Annotated in this window: 23 protein-coding genes, 1 tRNA gene and 2 pseudogenes; 16 read left to right on the forward strand and 10 right to left on the reverse strand. The window is 72.1% G+C overall.

The window, feature by feature from the left end:
• Positions 1-83: 83 nt before the first annotated feature.
• Positions 84-479, reverse strand: coding sequence for a cupin domain-containing protein (locus tag AA75_RS35560; RefSeq protein WP_033824505.1), 396 nt, complete (start codon positions 477-479; stop codon positions 84-86).
• Positions 480-531: 52 nt separating this feature from the next.
• On the opposite strand from AA75_RS35560, the gene AA75_RS35565 reads away from it, so the two are divergent.
• The 7 genes from AA75_RS35565 (at position 532) to AA75_RS35590 (ending at position 6,309) form a co-directional block, all read left to right on the forward strand.
• Positions 532-1,524, forward strand: coding sequence for a GlxA family transcriptional regulator (locus tag AA75_RS35565; protein ID WP_033824506.1), 993 nt, complete (start codon positions 532-534; stop codon positions 1,522-1,524).
• A gap of 53 nt (positions 1,525-1,577) precedes the next feature.
• Positions 1,578-2,159 (forward strand): suppressor of fused domain protein, encoded by a 582-nt coding sequence (locus tag AA75_RS35570; RefSeq protein WP_051814015.1) that lies wholly within the window; start codon positions 1,578-1,580, stop codon positions 2,157-2,159.
• A gap of 382 nt (positions 2,160-2,541) precedes the next feature.
• Positions 2,542-2,790 (forward strand): hypothetical protein, encoded by a 249-nt coding sequence (locus AA75_RS48425; RefSeq protein WP_149038571.1) that lies wholly within the window; start codon positions 2,542-2,544, stop codon positions 2,788-2,790.
• 302 nt (positions 2,791-3,092) lie between these two features.
• Positions 3,093-3,284, forward strand: a complete 192-nt coding sequence (locus AA75_RS35575) for a hypothetical protein (RefSeq protein WP_033824507.1) — start codon at positions 3,093-3,095, stop codon at positions 3,282-3,284.
• A 596-nt stretch (positions 3,285-3,880) separates the two neighbouring features.
• The gene (locus tag AA75_RS35580) at positions 3,881-4,291 is read left to right on the forward strand and encodes a transglycosylase SLT domain-containing protein (protein WP_033824508.1); all 411 of its coding nucleotides are present in this window, start codon (positions 3,881-3,883) and stop codon (positions 4,289-4,291) included.
• A gap of 275 nt (positions 4,292-4,566) precedes the next feature.
• Positions 4,567-5,607: a hypothetical protein gene (locus AA75_RS35585; RefSeq protein ID WP_082527073.1), complete on the forward strand. Its 1,041-nt coding sequence runs from the start codon at positions 4,567-4,569 to the stop codon at positions 5,605-5,607.
• Between the two features lie 135 nt (positions 5,608-5,742).
• A complete protein-coding gene (locus tag AA75_RS35590; protein WP_149038572.1) occupies positions 5,743-6,309 on the forward strand; it encodes a hypothetical protein in 567 nt (188 codons plus the stop codon).
• Between the two features lie 496 nt (positions 6,310-6,805).
• On the opposite strand, the gene AA75_RS35595 is transcribed toward AA75_RS35590, so the two are convergent.
• Positions 6,806-8,719 carry a M12 family metallo-peptidase gene (locus AA75_RS35595; protein ID WP_033824510.1) on the reverse strand — a complete coding sequence of 638 codons (1,914 nt, stop codon included), beginning with the start codon at positions 8,717-8,719 and terminating at the stop codon, positions 6,806-6,808.
• Between the two features lie 239 nt (positions 8,720-8,958).
• Between AA75_RS35595 and AA75_RS35600 the strand changes: the two genes are divergently transcribed.
• Genes AA75_RS35600 through AA75_RS35610 form a run of 3 tightly spaced genes read left to right on the forward strand, consistent with a single transcriptional unit; the run spans position 8,959 to position 10,566 of the window.
• Positions 8,959-9,558: a molybdopterin-dependent oxidoreductase gene (locus AA75_RS35600; RefSeq protein WP_033824511.1), complete on the forward strand. Its 600-nt coding sequence runs from the start codon at positions 8,959-8,961 to the stop codon at positions 9,556-9,558.
• Positions 9,528-10,283 carry a ferredoxin reductase gene (locus tag AA75_RS35605; RefSeq protein WP_033824512.1) on the forward strand — a complete coding sequence of 252 codons (756 nt, stop codon included), beginning with the start codon at positions 9,528-9,530 and terminating at the stop codon, positions 10,281-10,283. The genes AA75_RS35600 and AA75_RS35605 overlap by 31 nt, the downstream gene beginning before the upstream one ends.
• A 1-nt stretch (position 10,284) precedes the next feature.
• The gene (locus AA75_RS35610; RefSeq protein WP_033824513.1) at positions 10,285-10,566 is read left to right on the forward strand and encodes a DUF6510 family protein; all 282 of its coding nucleotides are present in this window, start codon (positions 10,285-10,287) and stop codon (positions 10,564-10,566) included.
• A gap of 64 nt (positions 10,567-10,630) precedes the next feature.
• On the opposite strand, the gene bfr is transcribed toward AA75_RS35610, so the two are convergent.
• Positions 10,631-11,107 carry a bacterioferritin gene (gene bfr, locus AA75_RS35615; RefSeq protein ID WP_033824514.1) on the reverse strand — a complete coding sequence of 159 codons (477 nt, stop codon included), beginning with the start codon at positions 11,105-11,107 and terminating at the stop codon, positions 10,631-10,633.
• A 178-nt stretch (positions 11,108-11,285) separates the two neighbouring features.
• Positions 11,286-11,900: pseudogene (locus AA75_RS46470) on the reverse strand (FTR1 family protein); the annotation flags it as partial.
• Between AA75_RS46470 and AA75_RS48430 the strand changes: the two are divergent.
• The 4 genes and pseudogenes from AA75_RS48430 to AA75_RS35635 all read left to right on the forward strand — a co-directional run.
• Positions 11,875-12,228: pseudogene (locus AA75_RS48430) on the forward strand (MFS transporter); the annotation flags it as partial. The pseudogenes AA75_RS46470 and AA75_RS48430 sit on opposite strands and share 26 nt — an antisense overlap.
• Before the next feature lie 273 nt (positions 12,229-12,501).
• Positions 12,502-13,377 carry a serine/threonine-protein kinase gene (locus tag AA75_RS35625; protein ID WP_033824536.1) on the forward strand — a complete coding sequence of 292 codons (876 nt, stop codon included), beginning with the start codon at positions 12,502-12,504 and terminating at the stop codon, positions 13,375-13,377.
• Positions 13,378-13,572: 195 nt separating this feature from the next.
• Positions 13,573-14,880: a pentapeptide repeat-containing protein gene (locus AA75_RS35630; protein WP_051814018.1), complete on the forward strand. Its 1,308-nt coding sequence runs from the start codon at positions 13,573-13,575 to the stop codon at positions 14,878-14,880.
• 599 nt (positions 14,881-15,479) lie between these two features.
• A complete protein-coding gene (locus AA75_RS35635) occupies positions 15,480-15,770 on the forward strand; it encodes a hypothetical protein (RefSeq protein ID WP_033824516.1) in 291 nt (96 codons plus the stop codon).
• Positions 15,771-15,835: 65 nt separating this feature from the next.
• Here AA75_RS35635 and AA75_RS35640 read toward each other — a convergent pair whose 3' ends face one another.
• Complete coding sequence (locus AA75_RS35640) at positions 15,836-17,407, reverse strand: MFS transporter (RefSeq protein ID WP_063794512.1); 1,572 nt, start codon at positions 17,405-17,407, stop codon at positions 15,836-15,838.
• 266 nt (positions 17,408-17,673) lie between these two features.
• Complete coding sequence (locus AA75_RS35645) at positions 17,674-18,327, reverse strand: TetR/AcrR family transcriptional regulator (protein ID WP_033824539.1); 654 nt, start codon at positions 18,325-18,327, stop codon at positions 17,674-17,676.
• Between the two features lie 142 nt (positions 18,328-18,469).
• On the opposite strand from AA75_RS35645, the gene AA75_RS35650 reads away from it, so the two are divergent.
• Positions 18,470-18,910 (forward strand): hypothetical protein, encoded by a 441-nt coding sequence (locus AA75_RS35650; protein ID WP_149038573.1) that lies wholly within the window; start codon positions 18,470-18,472, stop codon positions 18,908-18,910.
• A 29-nt stretch (positions 18,911-18,939) separates the two neighbouring features.
• Here the strand turns inward: AA75_RS35650 and AA75_RS48435 are convergent.
• Positions 18,940-19,036, reverse strand: a tRNA-OTHER gene (locus AA75_RS48435).
• Between the two features lie 180 nt (positions 19,037-19,216).
• Here AA75_RS48435 and AA75_RS35655 point away from each other — a divergent pair.
• On the forward strand, positions 19,217-19,771 hold the full coding sequence (locus AA75_RS35655; RefSeq protein ID WP_051814019.1) for a GNAT family N-acetyltransferase: 555 nt from the start codon (positions 19,217-19,219) through the stop codon (positions 19,769-19,771).
• Between the two features lie 142 nt (positions 19,772-19,913).
• Here the strand turns inward: AA75_RS35655 and AA75_RS35660 are convergent, their stop codons facing one another.
• The 3 genes from AA75_RS35660 to AA75_RS35670 form a co-directional block, all read right to left on the reverse strand.
• On the reverse strand, positions 19,914-20,324 hold the full coding sequence (locus tag AA75_RS35660; RefSeq protein ID WP_051814020.1) for a hypothetical protein: 411 nt from the start codon (positions 20,322-20,324) through the stop codon (positions 19,914-19,916).
• A 172-nt stretch (positions 20,325-20,496) separates the two neighbouring features.
• Entirely contained in the window at positions 20,497-21,849 is a 1,353-nt protein-coding gene (locus tag AA75_RS35665) for a VWA-like domain-containing protein (RefSeq protein WP_082527074.1), read from the reverse strand.
• A complete protein-coding gene (locus tag AA75_RS35670; RefSeq protein ID WP_033824543.1) occupies positions 21,846-23,075 on the reverse strand; it encodes an AAA family ATPase in 1,230 nt (409 codons plus the stop codon). Before AA75_RS35670 ends, AA75_RS35665 begins: the two co-directional genes overlap by 4 nt.
• Positions 23,076-23,082: the final 7 nt, after the last annotated feature.

Genomic DNA, 23,082 nt, shown 5'->3' on the forward strand with positions numbered 1-23,082 from the left:
GCATCCAGTGACGCGCCTGGTCCGCGTCGCTCATGTCGGGCGGATACCTCGGCCGCCTGTGATCCCGGCCGCTGTCCGTCCGCTCACGCGTTGAGGATGTGTCCGGTGGTCGCGTCCACGTGGTCGGGGATCTCGTCGTGGCGGTCGCCCACTGTCGGCGTCCCGGCCGGCTCGAACAGGAGGATCGCGGCACCGGACGGCGCGGACGGTTTGTGCTCCGTACCCGCAGGGACGGTGAAGACCGCACCCTGGGGCAGCTTGACCGTGCGTTCCCCTTCGGGCTCGCGCAACGAGATGTGCAGTTCACCGTCGAGTACCAGGAAGAACTCGTCGGTGTCGTCGTGGGCGTGCCAGAGGTGTTCGCCCTGGACCTTGGCGATCCGGACGTCGTAGTCGTTGACGCGCGTGACGATGCGGGGGCTCCACAGCGCATCGAAGGAGGCCAGCGCCTGGCGAAGGGAGATGGGTTGGTTGCTCATGGGCTCATCCTGAGCTGTTTCGCCGGGCCGGCGTGAGTGCTAGGAATAGCAGATGGCGAAAGAATCCTCGCATCAGGCTCGTGCAGCACGCGTCCACCGGGTGGTCGTGATCGTGGACGAGAACTCGAACCCTTTCGAGCTCGGCTGCGCGACCGAGGTCTTCGGCCTCCGCAGGCCGGAGATCGGCCGCGAGCTCTACGACTTCAGCCTCTGCTCCCCAGAGCCCCGAACGGCGATGCGAGACGGATTCTTCACGCTCACGGGAGTCGCCGACTTGGAGGCGTCCGATACGGCGGACACATTGATCGTCCCCAACCGCCCCGGCGTCGAAGTGCCCCGCCGACCAGCCGTGCTCGACACCATCCGACGGGCGCACGCCCGCGGTGCACGGCTGATCGGCTTCTGCAGCGGCGCCTTCACCCTGGCCGAAGCCGGAGTCCTCGACGGGCGCCGGGCCACGGCCCACTGGCAGTGGGCGGATGCCTTCCGTGCCCGATTCCCCGCCGTCCACCTCGAATCGGATGTGCTGTTCGTGGACGACGGCGACATCCTCACCGCCGCGGGAAGCGCGGCCGCACTCGACCTCGGGCTGCACGTGGTCCGCCGCGACCACGGCGCCGAGATCGCCAACGCCGTGAGCCGCCGACTGGTCTTCGCGGCGCACCGCGACGGCGGACAGAGGCAATTCGTGGAGCGCCCCATGCCCGACCTCCCCGATGAATCCCTGGCCCCGGTCCTGGCCTGGGCCCAGGAACGGCTCGACTCACCGCTCACGGTCTCCGACCTCGCGGCGCGGGCGGCGGTCAGCCCGGCGACACTGCACCGCCGCTTCCGGGCGCAACTGGGAACGACCCCCCTGGCGTGGCTCACGGGAGAGCGGCTCGCCTTGGCATGCCAGTTGATCGAGCGAGGCGAGTCACGATTCGAGGTCGTCGCACGCCGAAGCGGACTGGGTACGGCTACCAACCTGCGGTCGCTCATGCGTCGCGAGACAGGTATCACTCCGTCGGCGTACAAGCGCCGGTTCGGGCCCGAGGGAAGCTGACGGCGCGCCGCCATCTGCAATCAGCCTTCTGGCCATATGAGATCATCGCCGACATGTTCGAAGCCAAGCGCAGGGAGCAGGCCATCGCGGCCGTCGAGTTGCACGTCCGCAACTTCTTCGCCGGCCACGAGATCCAGGCTCACGACTACGATCTCGGGCCTGGCCGCCGGGAGGCCGTTCCCGGCCTCCGCATCATCGCGGCGAGCCCGGGTCCGCGCGGCAACTGCTGGACGTACCTCACCGCCGGATGCTGGTCCGCAGTCCAGAAGCACGGGCACGGGCTTGAGTTCGCCCTGACTGCTCCAGCAGGCGACGAGAGCTTCGTCGACCTGCTCGCGAAAATCGCCTACTACCACGCTGGACACCATCTCGACCTCGAGCACAGCATGCCCATCGGCGAGCCGTGGATCCCCGGGTCCTCCTGTGACCACCTACTCGTCAGCCTGCCCTACCTCCACGGGCCGGACCTCGAACACTGCCCTCTGCCGACGGGCCATGCACGCATCCTCTGGACTCTCCCGGTAACGGCGGACGAGATCACATTCCGCCGCGAACACGGCCATGAAGCACTTGAGCAACTCTTCGACGAGCACGAGATCGACCCCGTGGATCCCAAGCGTCCCTCTGTGGTCTGACCAGCCTCGCACTCGTCCCTCAGGAACACGGTCGGACCTACGCCGGAAACGGTCGGGCTTCGCCGACATCCGACGGCCAGGTCAGTTCGGCCCCAGCTGTCCGAGCAGGACCATACGATCGCCCGATGACCGATGACGAGATCATTCACGTCTGCCGGAGAATCGCCCGGGAACGGCACGCTCCCCCGCCCGCCCCCACGGAGGCCGTCACGGCGGCGGAGCGTGTCATCGGCTTCGCCTTCCCCACGCTCCTGGGCCGCCTCTACACCGAGGTGTCCAACGGCGGCTTCGGCCCGTCGGCGGGGTTCTGCCCGTCGACGTGGGGCAGTGGCAGGAGCACATCGCAGAGTCGTACGAGCAGGGCCCGGATCCCAGTGGACGAGTGCCTGCCGGCGTGGTGCCGCTCTACGACTGGGGCTGCACCATGTGGTCGATGATCGACTGCCGCGACCCGGACGGCCCGATGTGGTCCAACGCCGACGGCGACTGCTGGCCGCAAGGAGTCAATCTCGCCCAGTGGCTGGTCGCCGCCATGGACGGAGAATTGCGCTTCGCCTGGCCGAATGGAGTACCGCCGGAGAGTGAATGGCACCGGCCGAACGCATCGGCCGCCCGTCGGGAGGGCAACTGACAGCCCCATCTCCTACTGCCGGCGCCGCCGGCGATCTCGCTGAGCACGTTCATCTGTGCTCGCCAGAGCCACTCACCCTTTCGCCGAGGTGTTGCTGGCGGGGCCCGGACGCTTCGCACCGCGGTGCGGGCACGGGCCTGCGCGCCCCACGCCTGCCAGGTAGTGGTCGGCCCCCCTCTCTCCTGCTGGCGGCGAGTCTTCGAACTCCGGAGGGCACCGACGGCTCAGTGGGGGGCCGCCGCTCCCCCGGTCACCGCGCATGGCAGGCTTGGCGGCCCCTCTCCCCCGAAGGACCCACGATCATGAACGACACCGACTACAGCGGCGGCAGCGACTCCGGCGGCGGCCTCGGCTGGGACAGCAGCCAGCAGGTGCCGAATGCCGGCCGCCGTCGCGACCCCGGCGCCGTGCGGTGGCCGTCGAGCGGGCGGCGGTGGCTGTTCGTGCTGGGGCTGCTGCTGGTCATGGTGGTCGCCGCCCTCGCCGCCTCCTGACCCCGCCGGTGCCCCAGCGAGCACCTCAGCGGCCCGGGCGGGCCCAAGTGCGCTGCGCCACAGGCTTCGTGCGCATACGGATGCCTGCGGTGCGTAGTGGAATCGGCACCCGCCGACCACTCCGGCGCGGCCGGGCGGTGAGGGTGCTCACACGGCCCCCAGGGTCTACGACCATCGATAGTTGATCGTCCGGGCCGCCAGGTGCGGCCCATGGGCGCCCCCACCGCGGATCATGCCGATCGGTGCCGATCTGCGGGCGGAACCGGGATCGCGGGCCGTTCAGCCTCGGAAATCTGTCCGAAATGCACCGGTTTTAGAGGTTTAGATCCCCGCGGAGGCGTCCGAGCCGACCCCCCGGAGCGGGTCGAACCCGGATGTTTACTACTACCGGGCGTCGTAATTAGGGGTCTTGGCGGCGTGCCGGACGCCCGCTAACAATGGCGGAGTCGTCAGACGCCGCAGCAACCTGTCAGGCTGCGGCGCCCGTTCAGGCCCTCGCTCCATGAGGTGCCCCACGCCCCGTCCCGCCCAGGCCGGTATCCGGTCGAGAGGCGCAGCGGACGGGAGCGTAGCCAACCGATTGAGGCAAAACCTTTATGCGTAAGTTCTCCACCCGTGTGCGTACCTCGGCCGCCGTGCTCGTCTCCGCTGCCGGTATCGCCGCTCTCGGCACCGCCGTCGCCCCCGCGATGGCGTCCGCCGCCACCCCCGCCTACTCGCCGGGCTCGGTCCAGGCCATCGCCGCCCAGATCGTCCCCGCCAACCAGCTGGCCTCGTTCAACCAGATCGTCTCGCACGAGAGCAGCTGGAACGTGACGGCCACCAACGCCTCCTCCGGCGCGTACGGCCTGGTCCAGGCCCTGCCGGGCTCCAAGATGGCCTCGGCCGGCGCCGACTGGAAGACCAACCCCGCGACCCAGATCAAGTGGGGTCTGAACTACATGAACGAGCGCTACGGCAGCCCGAACGCCGCGTGGGCGTTCTGGCAGACCCACCACTGGTACTAAGCCGACCACGTGGCCCCTCAGGTGTGACCGCCGCCACCCGACGACACCCGACGTCGTGACGGCTCACCCGGCCCTCCGCGCCACCGGCCCCACCGGGCCCAGGTGATCGCGCGCGCCGGCTCAGGACCGTTCCTACCTCACCCGGTAGGGGCGGTCCTTCGGCGTTCCCGCCCTCGCTCCCCCGCCATCCCGAGGCGTGTCGCCGCCGGGCTGTGCCCCGGGCGCGGGCTAGCGTGGCAGACCCGCAGACCCGCCGCACACAGGAGGTTCGGTCGATGGCCGCAAGCGGGTCCGGGGTGATGGGGAGCGGGTACGGCAGCCACTCCGCCGCGCAGCACGCGGGGTTGGCGGCGACCGTCGGGATGCTGGACCGGGCGTTGAGCGTCGTCCCGGTGCCGGACGGCGGGCGGGCGTTCCGCGTCGCCGACCTGGGCTGCGCCGCCGGGACCAACGCGATGGAGCCGATGGCGCGCACGGTGGCGGCCGTCCGGGCCCGCCGTCCCGGGACCCCGGTCTGGGTCACCCACACCGATATTCCCGGGAACGACTTCGGTGCGCTGTTCGCCACCCTGTCCGGGCCGACCTCCTATCTGGGCGGCCCCGGTGTGTTCGGCTGTGCCCAGGCCCGTTCCTTCTACGAGCCGCTGTTCCCGCCGGGCGAGCTGCACCTCGCCTGGTCCTCGATCGCGGTGCACTGGCTGTCCCGGCTCCCGGTGCCGGTCGACGGGCACGTCTACGGTCCCCGGGCGACCGGGGCGGCCCGCGAGGCCCTGCGCGGGCAGTCGGCTGCCGACTGGGCGGACTTCCTCGTGCACCGGGCGGCCGAGCTGGTGCCGGGCGGGCAGCTGGTCGTGGTGGGCGGGGCCGCCACCGACGACGGGCTGAGCGGCGCGGAGGGCCTCTTCGACCTGGCGCTCGAGCAGCTCGACGAGCTGGTCGGCCGGGGTGAGCTGACGGCCGGCCAGCTGGCGGCCATGACCGTCCCGACCTGGAACAGGACCGCCGCGGAGTACCTCGGCCCGTTGCGCGGCGGCCCGCTCGCCGAACGCTTCCGGCTGGAGGAGGCGGAGTTCGTGGTGCTGGAGGACCCGATGTGGGGGCGGTACTGCGCCGACGGCGATCTCGACGCGTACGCCCGCGAGGTGTCGGCCTCGTTCCTGGCTGCGTTCGGCCCGTCCCTGTTCGCGGGGCCGGTGGCGGTCGGTCCGCGGACGGTCCGGCTCTTCGCCGACGGCCTCACGGCCCGGGTGAAGGAGCGGCCCGAGCAGGGCGCGGCCCGCTGGCGGATCGAGCTGCTGCGGGCGACCCGCCGCTGACCCGGCGGCCGTCCCCGGTAAGCGACAGGGCGCACGCGCGGCGACCCGGACGTCGGTGGGAGCCGGGGTGCCCGTGCAGATCGCGCTCCCGTTAGGATCACGCTCCGGTGGTCGCTCACGGGGGGAGCCTGGGCTGTGAAGAGACCGGGATGTCTGCTGGCCGCGGTGGGTGCCGCCATCGTGCTGGGCCTGCTCGGCAGGTGTACGGCGCTGGTGCTCGACCCGGCGTCCGGGGGGCCGGACAACCGGGTGGCGGCGGCCGATTCCCGGGTGTGCGCGCAGACCGGCGGCAACAACCTCCCCCTCGCCGAGGCGACGGCCCACTTCGGTCTGGCGGTGCCTCCCGCCGCCACGGACCTCGTCTTCACCGCGGACGCGGGCGGTCTGCAGGGCGATTTCAGCCTGACATTGCGGTTCACCACCACGCCCGCGGATCTCGCCACGTTCCTCTCGGCCGGCGATTTCGAACCACCGAGCGCCGCCACGACGGTGTCCACGGGCGGCTGGACCACCTACGAACCCGGGGCAGCTGTCCGGCCTGCCGGGGGCCCGTGCGGCCTGACCCCGCCGGTCGGCCCGGCCATCGTCTACAGCCGGGACGGTCGCGGCTACGCGGGGAAGGCCGGTCCGCGGTCCCTGGCGGTGGACGGCGCGACCGATCCGGCGCATCCCGTGGTCTGGGTCTCCGCCGTGGATCTGTGAGCCGGACCCGCCGAGGCGTGGCCTGCCGAACGGCTCGGGCAGCTCTCGCGCAGCCGCAGGGAGCCGCTGAATCCGCAGGTCAGGCAGACGATCCACTGCACCAGCAGACCGTCGGCCCGGCGCGCGGGCTCGCCGGCGGCGACCGAGTCCTCCCAGCCGCAGAAGTCGCAGGTGCCCTCGGTGCCGGGCAGCCGCCGTAGCGGCCGCATCGGGTCCTCCGGCGCTGCCTGCACGCCGAGCCACTCGCAGCCGCCGCACTCCCACCACAGCTCGGGCCGGTCCCGTGGTCCGGTCACCGACGCACCCCAGGCGTTGTGCCGCCGCTTCACCCGAAAGCCCGTCAGGTCGTCTCCGCACTGCGGGCACTGATGACCCATCCGTCCGTCGCCTCCGGTCGCTCGCTCGGTCCGCGGGCGGATCGGCCCGCCGACGCAGCGTAGCGGCCCCCGGGCCGAGGGTCGGCCCGGGGGCGGGTGGACGGTGGGGGTGGGGTGGTTCAGCTCTCGGTGCCGGCCTCCGGGTGCCACGGGGCGTCGCAGTCGATCCGCAGGGCCAGGGTCCGGTCGGCCTCCTGGTTCTGGGCGCGGTCGACCGAGCGGTAGAGCAGCTGGTGCTCTCCCTCGCCGCGGACGGGGATCGGGCCGGTGTAGGTGGTCCAGCCCGCGCCGTCGAGGTCGTACTCGGTCAGCGCCACCCCGGAGATGTCGTCGGTCGCGGTGAGGACGACCAGCTGCTCGTCGTCGCGGCCGGCCGCGTCCTTGTGGCCGTGCGAGGGGCGGATCCTGGCCGTGGTGACCGGTGCGGTGGTGTCCACCGGCAGGTCCATGGCCTCGTCGTCCGGGTCGGCCTCGTTGTCCAGGGTCGGGGCGGGGACGCCGGCGGTGTCGCCCTGGTGGCCGACGGAGCCGCCGCGCAGCTGGAGCACGCTCCAGTCGTCGTGGCCGGGGAGCCTGGTCCTGTCGGTGTCGCCGTTGACGTCGACCATGACCGGGTCGCTGCCGACCTTGCCGTTGCAGTCCCAGTCCACGGCGCCCTTGCTCGACGGGATGGTGACGAACTTGCCGACCGTCCCGTCGACGCCGGGGCAGTAGTGGCTGACGTCGTAGAGCGGGGTGGTCGGCGGGTAGACACGCTCGTCCAGCGTGGTCTCGTTCAGGAACAGGTCCTGGCGGGAGTAGTCGACGAGACCGGTGGTGGTGCCCACCGTCAGGCCGAACTGGTAGGTGTAGTTCATCACGCTGAAGTACTGCGGCTCGCGGTTGGGCAGGTCGGTGTCACCGCTGTGCCGCAGGCCCAGGTTGTGGCCGAGTTCGTGCATCAGGGTGCCGGCCTGCTCGGCCACCGTGCCGGTCTGGTTGGTGAAGCTGCCCAGGCTGACGATGAAGTCGCTGCCGGGGGTGCCGGCGGAGATCCCGCTGGAACCGGATCCGGCCTCCAGGTTGTGCGCCGAGATCGCGTAGTGGAAGATCGGCGCCCGCGCGGTGCTGCGGAAGCCGCCGGTGGCGTTCTTCAGCGTGGTGAAGGCGTTCCACTGGTACATGCCGTCGACCTTGGTGCCGAGGTTCGCCGTCTCGGTGAGCTTCTTGGCCCGGCTGAGGGTGCCCCAGGTCGTGTTGGTGGCGAAGTCCATGATGCTGTCGGGGCCGGCGTCGATGTGCAGGTTGATGCCGGTACCGGTCTGGCGCTTGCGGTAGGGGGCGCTCTTGAAGGCGTCGACGACCTGCTTGATCGCGGCGGGGCTGATCGCGTGGCTGTGCTTGTCGTCGGCCATCCAGTCGAGCTGGATGAAGATGTCGGGCCGGTTGACGTCCGCGCCCATCGCCTTGAGGTCGATGAACTTGTTCGGGCTGCCGTCGCCGGGGTTGAGGGTGACCCCGTTGCGCTTCCAGTCGTCCGGGATGCCGTCGCAGGTGGTGGAGTTGCAGTCGAATGAGAACCGGACCGGGGTGTTCTGGTCCTGGCCGCCGCTGTGGCTGATCACGTAGCCGGTCGGTGCCGACTCCGAGAAGCTGTTCGGACCGGTGAACGGGACGTCCCAGCCCATCTGGAGCGTCGCGTTGCCCTCGCCCTGGACGAAGAGGTTGACCGTCGCCTTGGCGCCGTAGGAGGAGTTGCACGGTGCCACGGTCCAGCTGGCCGTGGTGCCGGCCGCGATCACGGACGGCACGAACGGGATCACGCAGCCCTCGGGCACGTTGGCGCTGGCGGCCGTGACGTCGCGGTCGCTCTTGTTGTCGAACTGCACGGTCACCGTGCCGGCCACCCGGCGCGCGGCGGCGGCCGGGGTGACGACCGCGAGCGTGGTCAGCAGGGCCACGACCAGGACGAAGAGCGCCGTCAGGCCGCCTCGCCGGGGCGCTCCGGGGGTGCTCGGTCCGCCTGCGGCGCCGAGGGGAGGTTCATCGATCATGCGTTCACGTTAAGCGTGCGCTTGACGACACTCCGTCACGACATGACGCGCCGTCACTCCGACGGCCCCCGGCCGACGGCGGGGAGTGCGTCGGCCCGGCGCGTCGGCCCGGCACTCCGGTGAGGCGCTCCGGTGCGGCTCTCCGGTGCTCCGGTGCTCCGGTGAGAGGCGCCCGGGGGTTGCGCGGGGTGACAATGGCAGCTGGACCGTCCGGTCGCCCCGACAGGAAGGGTGGGGCCATGACCGTGATCTCCCCGGGGTTCCGGGGCCGCCCGCGCACCTCGGGCCACCGGCTGCCGCCGGGCCAGTACGAGACCCGTGACTTCCCGGTGCTGTCCGCCGGTCCGACGCCGAGGGTCGCCCGCGAGGACTGGGAGTTCACCGTCACCACGGAGACCGGCGACCGGTACCGCTGGACCTGGGGCGATCTGCTGTCCCTGCCGGCCGAGCGCTTCACCGTGGACCTGCACTGCGTGACGCGCTGGTCCAAGTTCGGGACCTCCTGGGAGGGCGTCTCCCTGGACGTCCTGCTGGGCACGGTCCAGAGCGCCTCGGACTACGCCCTGGTCAGCGCCTACGGGGGCTACACCACCAACCTGCCGCTCGCCGACCTGCTGAACGGCCAGGCCTGGATCGCCCACCGCTACGAGGGCGCCGACCTGCCGGCCGAGCACGGCGGCCCGGCCCGGCTGCTCGTCCCGCACCTGTACCTGTGGAAGTCAGCGAAGTGGGTGCGCGGCATCGAGCTGACGGCGCGCAGCGAGCCGGGGTTCTGGGAGAGCGTCGGCTACCACGACTACGGAGACCCATGGCGCGAGCAGCGGTACCAGGGCGACTAGGCGAACGCCTGCGCTGGCGGGTCGCCACGGTGCTCGAACGGCGCCGCGAGACCGCGGCGGCGGTCTCGATCGCCCTGGACGTACCCGGCTGGCCAGGCCACCTCGCCGGGCAGCACGTCGACGTCCGGCTGACCGCCGAGGACGGCTACAGCACCCAGCGCAGTTACTCGCTCACCTCCGCCGCGGACGGCTCACGGATCGAGCTGACCGTGCAGAGCGTCGCCGACGGCGAGGTCTCCCCCTACCTGGCCGGGCAGGTGGCGGTCGGCGATCTGCTGGAGCTGCGCGGGCCGGTCGGCGGCTGGTTCGTGTGGCGCCCGGAGCAGGACACCCCGGTCCTGCTGGTGGCCGGCGGCTCGGGCGTCGCCCCGCTGATGGCGATGATCCGCGCCCGGCGGGCGGCGGGCGGCCGCAGCCCGTTCCGGCTGATCTACTCGGTGCGCACCCCCGAGGACCGCTGGTACCTGGGCGAACTGCGCCGCGGCGACCCGGGGTTGGACACCACGTTCCTGTACACCCGGTCCGCCCCCGACGGCTGGCCCCGGCCGCCCGGCCGGATCGGCGCCGCCGACCTGCGGACCTGGGGCTGGCCGCCCGACTTCTTCCCCGAGTGCTACGTCTGCGGCCCGACCGGCTTCGTCGAGAGCGTCGCGGACCAGCTGGTCACGCTGGGCCACGACGCGGCCCGGATCCGCACCGAACGCTTCGGACCCACCGGAGGCTGACATGACCACCGACGCCGGCGCCCCCTCGTACCAGGACGGAAACGCCCTCGCGGGCCCGCTCTCGGAGCTGTTCACGGTCGACCTCACCACGGCCCTGACCCGCTGCACGGGCTGCGGTGCGGCGGGACCGCTGGCGGGGCTGCGGGTCTACGCGCACGCGCCGGGACTGGTCGGCCGGTGTCCCGGCTGCGGACAGGTGGTCCTGCGGCTGGTCCGCGGACCGCGGGCGGCCTGGCTGGACCTGCGCGGCACGGTCGCGCTGCGGATCCCGCTGGGCAGCTGACCAGCACCGGCCCTCGCGGACGGCTGGCCGGCGCGCGAGCGGCGCGAGCGAGCGGCGGGTGGCCTCAGGAGGGCTGTTCGACCATCTGCGCGGTGTAGAGCGGTTCGCCGAGCGAGGCGAGCAGTTGGAGCTGGGTGTCGAGGTAGTCGATGTGCTCCTCCTCGTCGGCGAGGATCGACTCGAAGAGGTTGGCCGAGGTGACGTCGTTCTTGGCCCGCATCACCACGATGCCGCGGCGCAGCCTGTCGATCGCCTCGGCCTCCACGACGCGGTCGGCCTCCAGCATCTCCTTGACGCTCTGACCGATGGTGAGGTGGAACAGCCGCTGGTAGTTGGGCAGTCCGTCGAGGAGCAGGATCCGGTCGGTGAGGATCTCGGCGTGCCGCATCTCGTCGAAGGACTCGGCCCTGGTGTGGGCGGCCAGCTTCGGCCAGCCGTAGTGCTCCTGCATCTTGGCGTGCAGGAAGTACTGGTTGATGGCGGTGAGTTCGGCGGTGAGCTGCTCGTTGAGGAATTCGATGACCTCGGCGTCGCCCTGCACGGTGGCTCTCCGTTCCGGTGGCTCGGGGCCGGGCGCGGCACGGCACCGGTCCGGCGGACCCTTCGCATTCCAGCCCACCCGGCGGGGCGCTGCCACCGCAGCGGGCGGCGGCGCTCCAGTGCTCGCGGTGGTCGGCGCCGCCGGTGACCCCCGCCGGCCGGGCGGGCCGCGGGCGCCGCAGGAACAGAACCAGCTCGGGGACCAGGTAGGCCACCCGGACGGCGAGTTGCAGAACGGTCGGGTCAGGCTGGAAGGTGAACACGCCGTTCAGCGGGGTGCCGTGCCAGCTGCCCTTGGGGATGGTGCCGGAGACGCCGAAGGCGAGGTTGTCCAGGCCACCCAGCCGGCCGGTCTCCTGGAGGTCGTGGACGCCGTAGGCGAGGACGCCGGCCGCGACGACGATCAGCAGGGCCCCGGTCCAGGTGAAGGACTTGGCGACGTCGATGCGCAGGGCGCCGCGGTAGCACAGCCAGCCGAGCAGGACGGCGGTGACCAGGCCGAGGGCGGCCCCGGCCAGCGGCGGCTGCCCATGGGTGGCCTGGACGGCGGTCCGGATGAGCAGGGCGGTCTCCAGTCCCTCGCGGCCCGCGGCGAGGAAGGTGGTGACGGCGAGGACCAGGGTGCCGAGCGCGGCGGCGGAGTCGCCCTTGCCCTGGAGGTCGGACTTGAGGTGGCGGGCGGTGCGGCGCATCCAGAACACCGTCCAGGTCACCAGGGCCACCGCGATGATCGACAGGGTGCCGCCGAGCGCCTCCTGCGCCTCGGAGCTGAGTTGGCTGGACCCGTACTTCAGCCGACGGCGGTCTCCGCCACTGTCCTCGGTGGGCGCGTCGGTGGGCGCGGTGGCGGCGGTGCCGCTCGGCCCGTGGGTGGAGTACCGCCGCAAGCGGCCGGTGCTGATCGCGACCGACCTGGTGTGGTTCGGCGCACTCACCTTCCTGTAGCTCCTGCTGGTCTCGGTGGTCGTCACGGCGGCCGACATCACCTTCCGCGCCGCCTTCGGCTCCTATCTGAAGACACTCGCGCCGCCCGACGCCCTCCTCGCCGCGGGCGCCCGGTTCGAGTCGACGGCTTGGACGACCACGATCATCGGACCGCCGCTGGACGGCAGTGCGATCGGCCCCGCAGCCCGAGCCCGTCCCGGCCCGCGCCTGACGCGCCACCGCGGCCGTCCCGCGTCGGGTGGCGGTGCCCGGCGCGCGCGGTACCGCCCGGGCGCTCAGCATGGACGATCCGCATCACCGCCGCCACACCACCTCCCGCTGACCTGACGTCAGTCCGGTACCGGACACTGGCGCTGCCCACCACCGCGCCCCCGCGTCCAGCGATGGCAATCTCCGCCCACACCGTCGGGACAACAGTCGGATCACCGGCGTCTTGGCTAGACTCCGGCGTTGAGGAGGTTTGAGAGTGGTGGCTCATTGATCGGTACACAGATCGCCGGCTATCAGGTCGAACGCGAGATCGGGCGCGGAGGGTCGGCCGTGGTGTATCAGGCGAGAGATCTACGACTGAACCGCACGGTGGCATTGAAACTGCTTGCGCCTCAGCTGGCGCAGAATGACGATTTTCGTCGACGGTTCATCCATGAGTCGCGCGTGGCTGCCGCCATCGACCATCCGCATATCGTGCCGATCTTTGCAGCAGGCGAAGCCGACGGTCTCCTGTACATCGCCATGCGCTATGTCGACGGGCTGGATCTGGGGGCCCTGGTCGACCGCGACGGCCCGCTCCCCGTCATGGCAGCGGTGCGCATCGCTACCCAGATGGCGTCGGCACTGGATGCGGCGCACGAGCATGGGCTCGTCCACGGGGACGTCAAGCCCGGAAACATCCTGGTCGCCAGGAGCAACAGCATCGAAGATCCCTACTATGCGTACCTCACGGACTTCGGCACGGCGGAATCGCCGGGCGGCCCAATTGCGGCTGGCGCATTCGTGGGCACCGTCGAGTACGTCGCGCCCGAGCAGATCACCGGCGACCCCACAGGCGAGAGGGCGGATCTGTACAGCTTGGCGTGCGTTGTCCACGAAATCCTGGCCGGTGAGTCACCTTTCCGGCGCGACGACTCCTTGGCCGAGTTGTGGGCACACCTGTACGATCCCCCGCCGGACCTGTCCCTGCAGTGCCCAGGGCTCGCGCCGGCTGTCGACGGCGTGATGGCGAAAGCATTGGCGAAGCCTCCTGAGCATCGCTACGGATCGTGTGGGGAGTTCGCGGCCGAGTTGCTTGCCGCGGCATGCATCTCGGAGACCGACTCCCCTGCGTAAGGAGAGGCGAGCAGTTCGAGCAGTCGGCACGCAAGGCGTCATGATGCGCCGTCCGGGCGACATGCGGGAGGGCTGAGAGGCCGCGGCGGTCTCCAAGATCTGATCATCGGGCATGCTGAACCGGTGACCCGTGGACGCTGGTGGCAACGCCGATCGCGGAATCCAAGCGGTCGGTACGCACCGGATCTGTGGCCCGTGTGGATCGTGGCCGGCCTTGCCGTCACCGTGGTGTGCGTCGCCGGAATCGGGGCGTACTGGCTCGTGAGCCACCTCACGGAAGGCGCGGCCGACTCGTCGAACCCTGCAGACGCCATCAGGCTCACCCTCGCCATCCTGACGGTCATCGGCGCGGTGCTCACCGGCGTCTACGCCTACCGCAAGCAGCGAATCGCCGAGGGGGACGCCCACCGCGCGGACGCCACCCAGTTCGCCGAGCGCTACTCCACCGCGGCCGGCCAGCTCGGCCATGAAACACCAGCCGTACGCCTCGCCGGCGTCTACGCGATGACCCAGCTGGCCGACGACTGGGATGAACAACGCCAGGTCTGCATCGACGTTCTCTGCGCCTACCTGCGCATGCCCTATGAGTGGGATCCCGAGTCGGACAAGTACCGAAAGGGAGAACGGGAGGTCCGGCACACCATCATCCGAGTGATCCGCGACCACCTTCAAGGATCGCAGGAGCGGCGGTCGTGGTCGGGTTTCACTCTTGATTTCACGCGGGCGACCTTCGACGGAGGCGACTTCTCCGACAGCCACTTCCGCGGAAACGTCTCCTTCTCCGATACCGAGTTCATCGGCGACTCGTTCAGCTTCGACGGCGCGCGATTCAGCGACGGCGTGGTCGACTTCCGTGGCGCACGCTTCGACATCGGTACGATCAGCTTCGACCGCGCTCGCTTCGACGGCGGCACCGTCGACTTCGGCCAGGCAAGGTTCAGCAGCGGCATCCTCGCCCTCCGCGGCGCCGTGTTCGATCCGTCCGGTATCGCCACGTTCCACCACGCGCAGTTCAGTGGCGGGACGGTCGACCTGGACGACGCCCAGCTCAACGGCGGCACGGTCGACTTCAGGTACGCGCAGTTCTCCAACAGCACGGTCAACCTCAACCGTGCCGTGTGCGCCGACGGGTCACTCGCCTTCAACCGAGCGCACTTCACAGGTGGTACGACCAGCTTCGACCATGCGCAGTTCAGCGGAGGCGCGGTTGCCCTCGACGATGCTGAGTTCACTGACAGCACGGTCAGCTTCTACGCGACACGGTTCACCGGCGGAACCCTCACTTTCGACTACGGACAATTCACCGGCAGCACGGTCACCTTCCACCACGCACGGTTCGTCGGGGGCGGGGTCGCGCTGGGCCACGCCAGGTTCACCGGCGGCACGCTCTCGTTCGTTCGCGCCCAGGTGACCGAAGGTGTCCTCACCTGCGATGAAGCGCAGTTCAGCGATGTCAGCATCCGATGGGGGCGCGTCCGGCCACCAGAGGGATGGACGGCGTGACCGGCGGGGCCGCGCGGTGTGGCCGGGGCTGGATGACCACGAGCCCGCCCACGGGCGCGATCACACGGCCGACTCGGGCCTGGGATGTTCGCCGCTCACACCTGCATGGCCCGTAGCCGGCCAGCCTCTTGCTGGAGTGCGGTGACGCCGGGCCTGGGGGAGGCCTGCGGCCTCCAGCACGGTGGCGATCCGGTCGATGGTGCCCGGGACTCCCGCGTTGCGGACGGCCCGCTCGGCCGCGTTCTTCGTGATGGCGTTCCGGTTCTCCCGGCCGGTCACGAAATCCGCGATGCCCTGGGCCGCTCTGGACGAGGTACAGGATCGTCCGCAGCTCGATCCAGTACGCGTAGGACTCGCCCTGGAGTTGCGGTTCCACCGCGCCCAACACCGCGCGACCGAGTTCGTGCAGTGGAAGCATCGCGGACAAGAAGTTGACAGACGGGTCCTGCAGGCTGTCCATCCATGGCTGCTGCACCCGTACGAACACCACCGGCAGGAAGGATGTCCCAACCTCAAAGATCCGGTACTCCGGCATCGGATCTGGCGGCGGAGCATCGGGGTTGTCGTCGCTGCGGGGCACTGCTGGCAGGATCTACGGTGTGGACACACGCGAATGGCCCGCCGATGCGCGCACGGGCACCCCGGTGGACGAGGTGCTCCGCTGCCTGCGGGAGCGGCTGCCCGCGCTGGGGGTCGAGCGCGGGGTGGACCGGGCGGGGGCCGACGGCGACAGCTTCTTCGTACGGCTGGCGAGCAACCCCGAAGCGGTCGAGGTGGAGTGCGGGCCGGGCGGACGGCCGCCGTTCGTGGTGTCCGACGAGTACTCCTGGATCGACGCGCCGGACGCGGACGCGGCCGTGGCGGCGGTCCACCAACTCATCAGGGCCTGACGGACCGGCCGCCCGGGCGGGAGGGCGCCCACTGGCGCCACTCCGCGTCCGGGCGCGTCGGCCGGTCAGCTCGGCGACTGGGCGGCGTGCAACTCGACGACGTTCCGGTCCGGTTCGTACTCCTCGACGGCATGTCCGTCACCGGTCGCGGGGCGCTGGTGGCGCAGCAGGGCGGCGACGGTGAGCGCGGCGAGGGCCGCGGCCAGGGCCGCGCCGTACAGGGCCAGGTGCATGCCGTCGACGAAGGCGGTGCGGGCGTGGTCGGCGACGGGGCCGCCGATGGTGCTCGCGGCCGCGAGGGAGGAACGGGCGGCGTCGGCCAGGTGCGGGGGCAGTGCGTCGGGCAGCTGCAGGTGGCTGCGGTAGGCGGCGCTGAGCATGCTGCCGAGCACCGCGATGCCGAGCGCGCCGCCGAGTTCGCGTGACAGGTCGTTCATGGCGGAGCCGATGTTCTGCAGCGAGCGGGGCAGCGAGTCGGTGATTGCGGTGGTGGCGGGCGTCATCGCGAGGCCCATGCCGGCGCCGAGCGGGACCAGTCCGGCGGCGATCAGCCAGTACGGGCTGTCGGCGTCGAGCCGGGCGAGTACGGCCATGGCGAGGGCGACGGCCAGCAGGCCCGCCACCCAGGGGCCGCCGAGGCCGAACCGGGCGGTCAGCCGCGGGGTGAGGCGAGCGGTCGGGACCATGGTCAGCGCCATCGGGAGCATCGCCACCGCGGCCATCAACGCGCTGTCGCCGCGCACCAGTTGGAGGTACTGCATCATCACGAAGATGTAGCCGAAGAAGACGAAGAACTGGAGCATCACCGAGAGCGCACCGGCGGCGAACCGGCGGTTGCGGAACAGCCGCGGGTCCAGCAGCGGGTGGGGCCGGCGCAGCTCCCAGAGCACGAAGCCGGTGAGCACGGCGAGCCCCGCGGCGATGCCGCCGAGGGTGGCGGGGTCGGCCCAGCCCCGGGTGGGTGCCTCGATCACGGAGTACACCAGGGCGACCAGGCCGACCACGGCGAGCAGCGCGCCGGTCCTGTCCAGGCGCGGCCGGCCGGGCTCCGCCGACTCCGGGACGAACAGCAGGGTGCCGACCAGGGCGGCCAGCGCGACGGCGAGGTTGAGCAGGAACACCGAGCGCCAGGACCACTGCTCCAGCAGCACGCCGGAGGCGAACAGGCCCACCAGGGCGCTGGCGCCCGCGACGGCGGCCCAGATGCTGACGGCGCGGGCCCGTTCGGCGCGCGGGAAGGTGGTGGTGATCGTGGACAGGGTGGCCGGCATGACCAGGGCGGCTCCGACGCCGAGCAGCCCGCGCAGGGCGATCAGCGCGCTCGGGTCGGTGGTGAGGGCGGCCAGTCCGGAGCCTCCGCCGAACAGGGCGAGTCCGACGAGCAGGGCCCTGCGGCGGCCGAACCGGTCGCCGAGGGCGGCCGCGGGCAGCAGGAGCGAGGCGAACACCAGGCTGTAGGCGTCGATGATCCAGGAGAGCTGGGTCTGGCTCGCGTGGGTCTCCCGGGCCAGGTCGGGCAGGGCGACGTTGAGGGAGGCCATGGCGGCGACCACGGCGCCGAGGGCGAGGCAGGTGACGGCGAGGACGAGGCCGTGCCGGGCCTGCGGCGCAGGCGCGGAGGCTTGGACTGCTTGCATCGGATTCTTCTTCCTGGAGGCGGATCCGGACGGGTCCGGCTACCTGTGCTCCAGGCTGGCCGCGGCGGTCCGCGGATTTCCAGGGCGATGAATTCTTCCCGGGCCCGCGGTGCAGGCGTTGGGCCGCGCCGACCCGGCCGAGGGCCTCCACGCCACCCTTCCCACCTGGGCCGTTCCGGTACGTACGGCGTGATGGTGCGGCGCGCGCCGGCTCGGGTGCGGTCAGAAGTCGGCACTTGATGAAATCCGGGCCACCCGCCCGCGGCTCAGCTCCCGGGACGGGCGCGGCGCCGGTCCCCCGCCGCGGCGGGACGGGCCGACGGGCGCGATGCGGGGCCCTCGAGGGCGCGGCGCAGTGGTGGGCCCAGGTGGCGGACCACTTCGTCGGGGGTCATCGAGGCGACGGGTTCCAGCCTCAGCAGGTAGCGGGTGGCGATGATGCCGGCCATCTGCGAGCAGAAGGCCGCTGCCCGCTGCCGGGCGCCGGTGCCGCCGATCCGGGCCGCGATGCGGTCGACGATCTCGCGTTCGACGGCTTCTCTGACCAGGGCGGCGACGGTGTCGTCCTGGACCGCGTTCTTGAACATGGCCAGCAGGGTCGGGCCGGTGTCGGGGCCGTCCCAGACGGCGAGCAGGCCGCGCAGGGCACGCTGCGGGAAGGTGGCCGGGTCGCCGGCCAGGATGGTGGCGAGGACGTCGGCCGGGTTGACGGCCAGCGCGAGGGCCGCGCCGAACAGGCCCTTCTTGGAGCCGAAGTAATAGCTGATCAGCGCGGGGTCGACGGCGGCCTCGACCGCGATGGACCGCAGGGTGACGGCGTGGTAGCCCTCGGCCAGGAAGCGGCGGCGGGCGGCGTCGAGGATGGCGGCGCGAGTGTCCGGGCTGCCGGGCCTGCGTCCGCGAGGTGAGGTGTCGTTCATCGGCACGGCCATGGTAGGGCCGGTCCGACAATTCCCGTCGCGAGCGCGCGGGAGTGGCCGGGACCGGACCGACGGCCTTCGGCCGCCGGGCCGCCGGGCACCGGGCTTGCGGTGGTGACCGTGACGGCACCACCATCGGGGGATGTTCGAGTTGCTACCGAAAACGGGTCTCGCGCTGCCGGCCGGTGCCGGGGTGCTGCGGTTCGGCGGGTCCGAGCGGGAGTCGCAGTGGGCGGTGGCCACGCTGGCGGATGTCCGTACGACCTGGGTCTGCCAGGCCGGTTGGGCGTTCTGGGCCTGCTACCAGGGCCTGGAACTGCTCGCGTACGGCGATGTCACCGACCGGCTCGGCCGCGGTGACCACGACCGCCCCGGCCTGGCCGCCGTCCGGCTCGGCCGGTACGGCACCGCGCCGGGCGGGCCGTCCGCGGCGCCGGTGGTCCTCGACGGCGTCGACCTGTTCGGCTACCCGGCCGACGAGGTGCTGGCCGCCCTGGATCCGTCCGACCGCCCGGGCGTCCGGCTGCCGTCCGCCGGGACCTCGACGGGCTATCTGCCGGAGGTGTGGTTCTCGGCCCACTGAGGGCGGAGGCGAGGGCCCCGGCCGTTGGGCGGAGAGGGCAGGATTCGAACCTGCGTGGGCACCCGAAGGCACCCGATCCGGGCCCGAAGGCCCTGGTCCCCGATCAACCACTCCGGGCACCTCTCCCAGCTCCCGGCCCCGGAGTCCGCCCCCGGCGCCGTTCACGAGCACCACTCTGCCCGCGACCGCTGACCCCGCCCTGACCTCACCCTGACCCGCAGCTGACGGGACGGCACGCCGGGCGCCCGGCACCGACCGGGAAAACCGGTTTGCCGGGCGGGGCTGCCCTGGGTAGCGTCCCGGTCCGTGATGCCGACCCTGCGCACCGCGCGCCTGCTCCTGGACCCGTACGTCCCCGCGGACGAGGAGGACTTCGTCGCGCTCTTCCAGGATCCGCGGGTGTCGCGGTGGATGGGTGAGGGCACCGCTGCGGAGCATGAGGACCGGGCCCTGTTCGGCCGGATCTTCAGCAAGGTGTACGCCGGGGACCTGTTCGCCGTCTGGGCCGTCCGCCGGGACGGGCTGCTGGTCGGGCACGCCGAGATCAAACCGACCGAGGCGGTCGGCGGCCACGAGATCGTCTACGCGCTGGCGCCGGGAGCCTGGGGCTCGGGCCTCGGCACCGAGTTGGCCGAGGCACTGGTGGCGTACGGCTTCGACGTCCTCGGCCTGTCCGAGGTGCACGCGACCGTGGCCGCACCCAACCTCGCCTCGCTGGCGCTGCTGCGCCGGATCGGCTTCGAGCACGTCCGCGACATCACCGAGGACGACGGCAGCACCACCCACGTACTGACGGCCCGGGCGACGCCCGGCCTCGACACCACGGTCCCGGCCGGCGCCGCCACCTCACCCGGGAAGTAGCACGGAACCGGTGCACCATTCGGACCCGAGGGTCGGGCCCGGGAAGCGCGCCGGGCCCCGAAGTGACCGCGTGTCATCGCAGGTCCTCGCAGCCTCGAGGTCGCGTCCTCCCGGGCCCCGGCCCTCCGGGGCCGTTCACCGGTCAGCCGCAGTGCTCCCAGCCGGACGCCCAGCGGATACCCTCCGCGGAGCCGCCCCACGAGATGCAGGTGTTGGCGGCGCTTAGCTTGGCCGGGCCGGCGTAGTAGTTGTAGTAGCCGCCGTCGGCGGCCTCCTTGAGGTCGCTCTGCCGCTCGATGTTCACCCGCAGGTCGTAGGTCCTGGTCCCGTTCGGGCTCCGCACCCAGGTGACGGCACAGTTGCTCGACCCGTTGTAGAACAGGTAGACGTCGGCCACCGAGCCGAGGGCGTGGTGGTCGATCTGGTAGTAGCCGCTGCCGCAGGCCCCGCTCGGCGTCGTGGCCGCCTCGGCCGGAGCGGCCACCGACACCATTCCCGCGGCGACACCCAGAGCGCTGAGCGCGAGGGCCACCGCCCGCTGTGACTTGTGCATGAATCCCCGTTTCGTACCTGGCTGTTGGAATCTGCCGCAGGCACGATAGCAGCGACCAAGATCGTCCGGCTACGGGTCCGCGACCGGAAAGAACAGACGCCTCATCAGTTCCTCGACGGGCCCTCACCACCACGTCACCACCTCAGCCCCGAGGCGGTGCCGGCCCCCACGCCTAACCGATCTCGACCACACGGGCCCAGGCGGGCGGGGTGTCCGGTACGTAGTCGGGGTTGTCCTCGCTCCAGGACCTGATCCTGCGCCCGGCGAACAGGCCGACGATCGTTCGGCACGGCGGCCGGGTCGCGGGCCAGGGGGTCTGACCGTCGGTCAGGACCACGATCACGTCCGGTGGCACCTGGGCGCGCAGGGCTCGCGCGAAGCCCGTCCGCAGGTCGGTGCCGCCGCCGCCGATCAGTGTGATGCCCTCCGCCTGGCAGAGCGGGTGCGCGACCCGGGCGGCCGCGTCGCACGAGATGACGCTCACCAGGTCGCGGCGCCCGCCCACCGCGCGGGAGATCGCGGCGACCTCCAGCAGGGCACTGCCCAGTTCGGCGTCGCTGACCGACCCGGAGGTGTCGATGACCACCGAGACCCTGGGCGGACGCCGCCGCAGGCTGGGCAGGACGACACCGGGCAGCCCGGCCGAGCGCCGCGACGGCCGGCCGTAGCTGTAGTCCTCGCCCGCGCCGGGTCCGGAAGCTGCCGACCGGACCGCCGCCCCGAGCAACTCCCGCCACGCCTGCGGCGGATGGAACGCCTCGTCCGCCCAGCGACGCCAGGCCTTCGGGGTGTCCCCCGGGCGCGCGGTGATGCCCTGCGCGACCCGGAACCGGACCGCGTCGCACTCCTGCGCGCTGAGGCCGTGGGCACCGTCCGGACCGAGGTCCCACTCCCTTTCCAGCCCGTCGGCGCCGCTGCCGCAGTCCAGCCAGTCGAGGAACGCCGTCCGCGGACCGAGCTGGAACAGCCGCAGGTACTCCTCCATCAACTGCCCCTCGGGCAGCCCGAGAAGTTCGGGCCGCACGGCGCCCGCGGGGCTGGGCAGGCCGTCACCGTAGACGTCGTCGTTGATCTCGCAGTCCGCGGCGATGTTCATCCGCAGCCGCTCGCCCCGGCCGGTCAGCCCCCGCTCGCGCGCGACCCGGTCGCCGCGCCCGTGGTGGTCGCGCAGCAGGTGGGACACCTCGTGCACCCAGACGCCGGCCAGTTCCTCCACCGGCGTCCGGGCCACGAAGCCCGGTGAGACGTAGCACCGCCAGTACCGGTCGACGGCCATCGTCGGCACCCGCCGTGACTCCACGACGGTCAGCGCGAAGAGTGCCGTCGCCAGGTAGGGCCGCACCCGGACGGCGTACAGCCGGGCGGCATGGAGCTTTTCGAGGTCGAGCGTTCCCGGCCCGTCCTCGTTCGCGTTCGCCTTCGCGTTCCCCGGCCCACCGGGCCCCTCCGGGACCGGCCGGGGCCCCGGTACGGTGCGGGGTCCCGGTACGGGCCTGGCGGCTGCCGCCGGTACGTCCCGGGTCACCGGCCCGCCTCCGCGCCGGCCGCGACCCTGGCCGCCGCGCGGTCGGCCCGCCGGGACACGGAGACCGCCCCGCCCAGCCGTTCGATCGTGGCCGGGACCTCCCAGTCCTGCCGGCGCAGCGCCGCGAGGGTGGTCGCCGGGACGACCAGCAGGTCCGGGGCGCCGGTCTCGATCGCGCGGGCGAACAGGGTCCAGGCCGCGTCCCAACGGGACTTCTCGGGGCGGTGGGCGACCGCCGCCACGACGCCGTCGAGGGTGGCCTGGCGCAGGTCGCCGCGTTCGGGCAGCACGGCGCCCGCCGGGTCGGCGAGGAGTTCTTCCGGGTCGGGGAGGTCCATCCGGTCCAGGGCGGCCAGCAGTTCGAGCCCGGGGCCGTCGCCGACGGCGCCCCGGACCAGCAGTGACAGGGCGTCGCGGGAGGAGTCGGACGCGGTCGCGAAGGCGATCAGGCACACGGCCATCTCCCAGCTGCGGGGGGACGGCCAGGCGCCGCCCCGGCGGGCCTCGCTGCTGGGGAGCCGGTGGACCAGGGCGGGGCGCGCGGTGAGCAGTCCGCAGACCGCTCGGCGGGCCCGGTCCACCGCCTCGCCCGACCGCCGCGGGTCGAGCCGCGGCAGGGTGGCCCGCGGCCAGGTCCCGCCGAGGCCGCGGACGACGACCTCGTGGTCGTGGGTCCACTGCAGATGGACGAAGCGGTTGGCCAGCGGCGGGCTGAGTTCCCAGCCGTCGGCGGCCGAGGACCGCGGGTTGGCGGCGGCCACGATCCTTACGCCGGGCGGCAGTTGCAGTGCGCCGATGCGCCGTTCCAGGACCAGGCGCAGCAGCGCGGCCTGGACGGCGGGCGGTGCGGTGGACAGCTCGTCCAGGAACAGCAGTCCGCGCCCGGCCCGGACCAGGCGGACCGCCCAGTCCGGCGGGGCCATCGGGACGCCCTGCTCGGCGGGGTTGTCGCCGATGACGGGCAGGCCCGAGAAGTCGGACGGCTCGTGCACGCTGGCGATCACCGTGGTCAGCGGCAGGTCGAGGGCGGCGGCGAGCTGGGTGAGCGCCGCGGTCTTGCCGATGCCGGGCTCGCCCCACAGCAGGACGGGGAGGTCGGCGGCCACCGCGAGGGTGAGCGCCTCGAGTTGGGTGTCGGGGCGCGGTTCGGTGGTGGTCGTTCGGAGCAGGGCGAGCAGCTCCCCCGCGATGTCGAGCTGGGAGGGCGGGGTGGGCGGAGTAGGCAGGGAGGGC

The organism is Kitasatospora sp. MBT63 (genome assembly GCF_000710465.2).
GTDB lineage: Bacteria > Actinomycetota > Actinomycetes > Streptomycetales > Streptomycetaceae > Kitasatospora.

What these genes read in the sequence shown, in the direction of transcription:
- AA75_RS35575 (WP_033824507.1), top strand. Translation starts at nt 3,093, where the DNA reads ATGAACGACACCGACTACAGCGGCGGCAGCGACTCCGGCGGCGGCCTC.
- AA75_RS35660 (WP_051814020.1), bottom strand. Translation starts at nt 20,324, where the DNA reads ATGCACAAGTCACAGCGGGCGGTGGCCCTCGCGCTCAGCGCTCTGGGT.
- AA75_RS35645 (WP_033824539.1), bottom strand. Translation starts at nt 18,327, where the DNA reads ATGAACGACACCTCACCTCGCGGACGCAGGCCCGGCAGCCCGGACACT.
- AA75_RS35585 (WP_082527073.1), top strand. Translation starts at nt 4,567, where the DNA reads ATGGCCGCAAGCGGGTCCGGGGTGATGGGGAGCGGGTACGGCAGCCAC.
- AA75_RS35650 (WP_149038573.1), top strand. Translation starts at nt 18,470, where the DNA reads ATGTTCGAGTTGCTACCGAAAACGGGTCTCGCGCTGCCGGCCGGTGCC.
- AA75_RS35600 (WP_033824511.1), top strand. Translation starts at nt 8,959, where the DNA reads ATGACCGTGATCTCCCCGGGGTTCCGGGGCCGCCCGCGCACCTCGGGC.
- AA75_RS35565 (WP_033824506.1), top strand. Translation starts at nt 532, where the DNA reads ATGGCGAAAGAATCCTCGCATCAGGCTCGTGCAGCACGCGTCCACCGG.
- AA75_RS35570 (WP_051814015.1), top strand. Translation starts at nt 1,578, where the DNA reads ATGTTCGAAGCCAAGCGCAGGGAGCAGGCCATCGCGGCCGTCGAGTTG.
- AA75_RS35560 (WP_033824505.1), bottom strand. Translation starts at nt 479, where the DNA reads ATGAGCAACCAACCCATCTCCCTTCGCCAGGCGCTGGCCTCCTTCGAT.
- AA75_RS35605 (WP_033824512.1), top strand. Translation starts at nt 9,528, where the DNA reads ATGGCGCGAGCAGCGGTACCAGGGCGACTAGGCGAACGCCTGCGCTGG.
- AA75_RS35580 (WP_033824508.1), top strand. Translation starts at nt 3,881, where the DNA reads ATGCGTAAGTTCTCCACCCGTGTGCGTACCTCGGCCGCCGTGCTCGTC.
- AA75_RS35595 (WP_033824510.1), bottom strand. Translation starts at nt 8,719, where the DNA reads ATGATCGATGAACCTCCCCTCGGCGCCGCAGGCGGACCGAGCACCCCC.
- AA75_RS35640 (WP_063794512.1), bottom strand. Translation starts at nt 17,407, where the DNA reads ATGCAAGCAGTCCAAGCCTCCGCGCCTGCGCCGCAGGCCCGGCACGGC.
- AA75_RS35610 (WP_033824513.1), top strand. Translation starts at nt 10,285, where the DNA reads ATGACCACCGACGCCGGCGCCCCCTCGTACCAGGACGGAAACGCCCTC.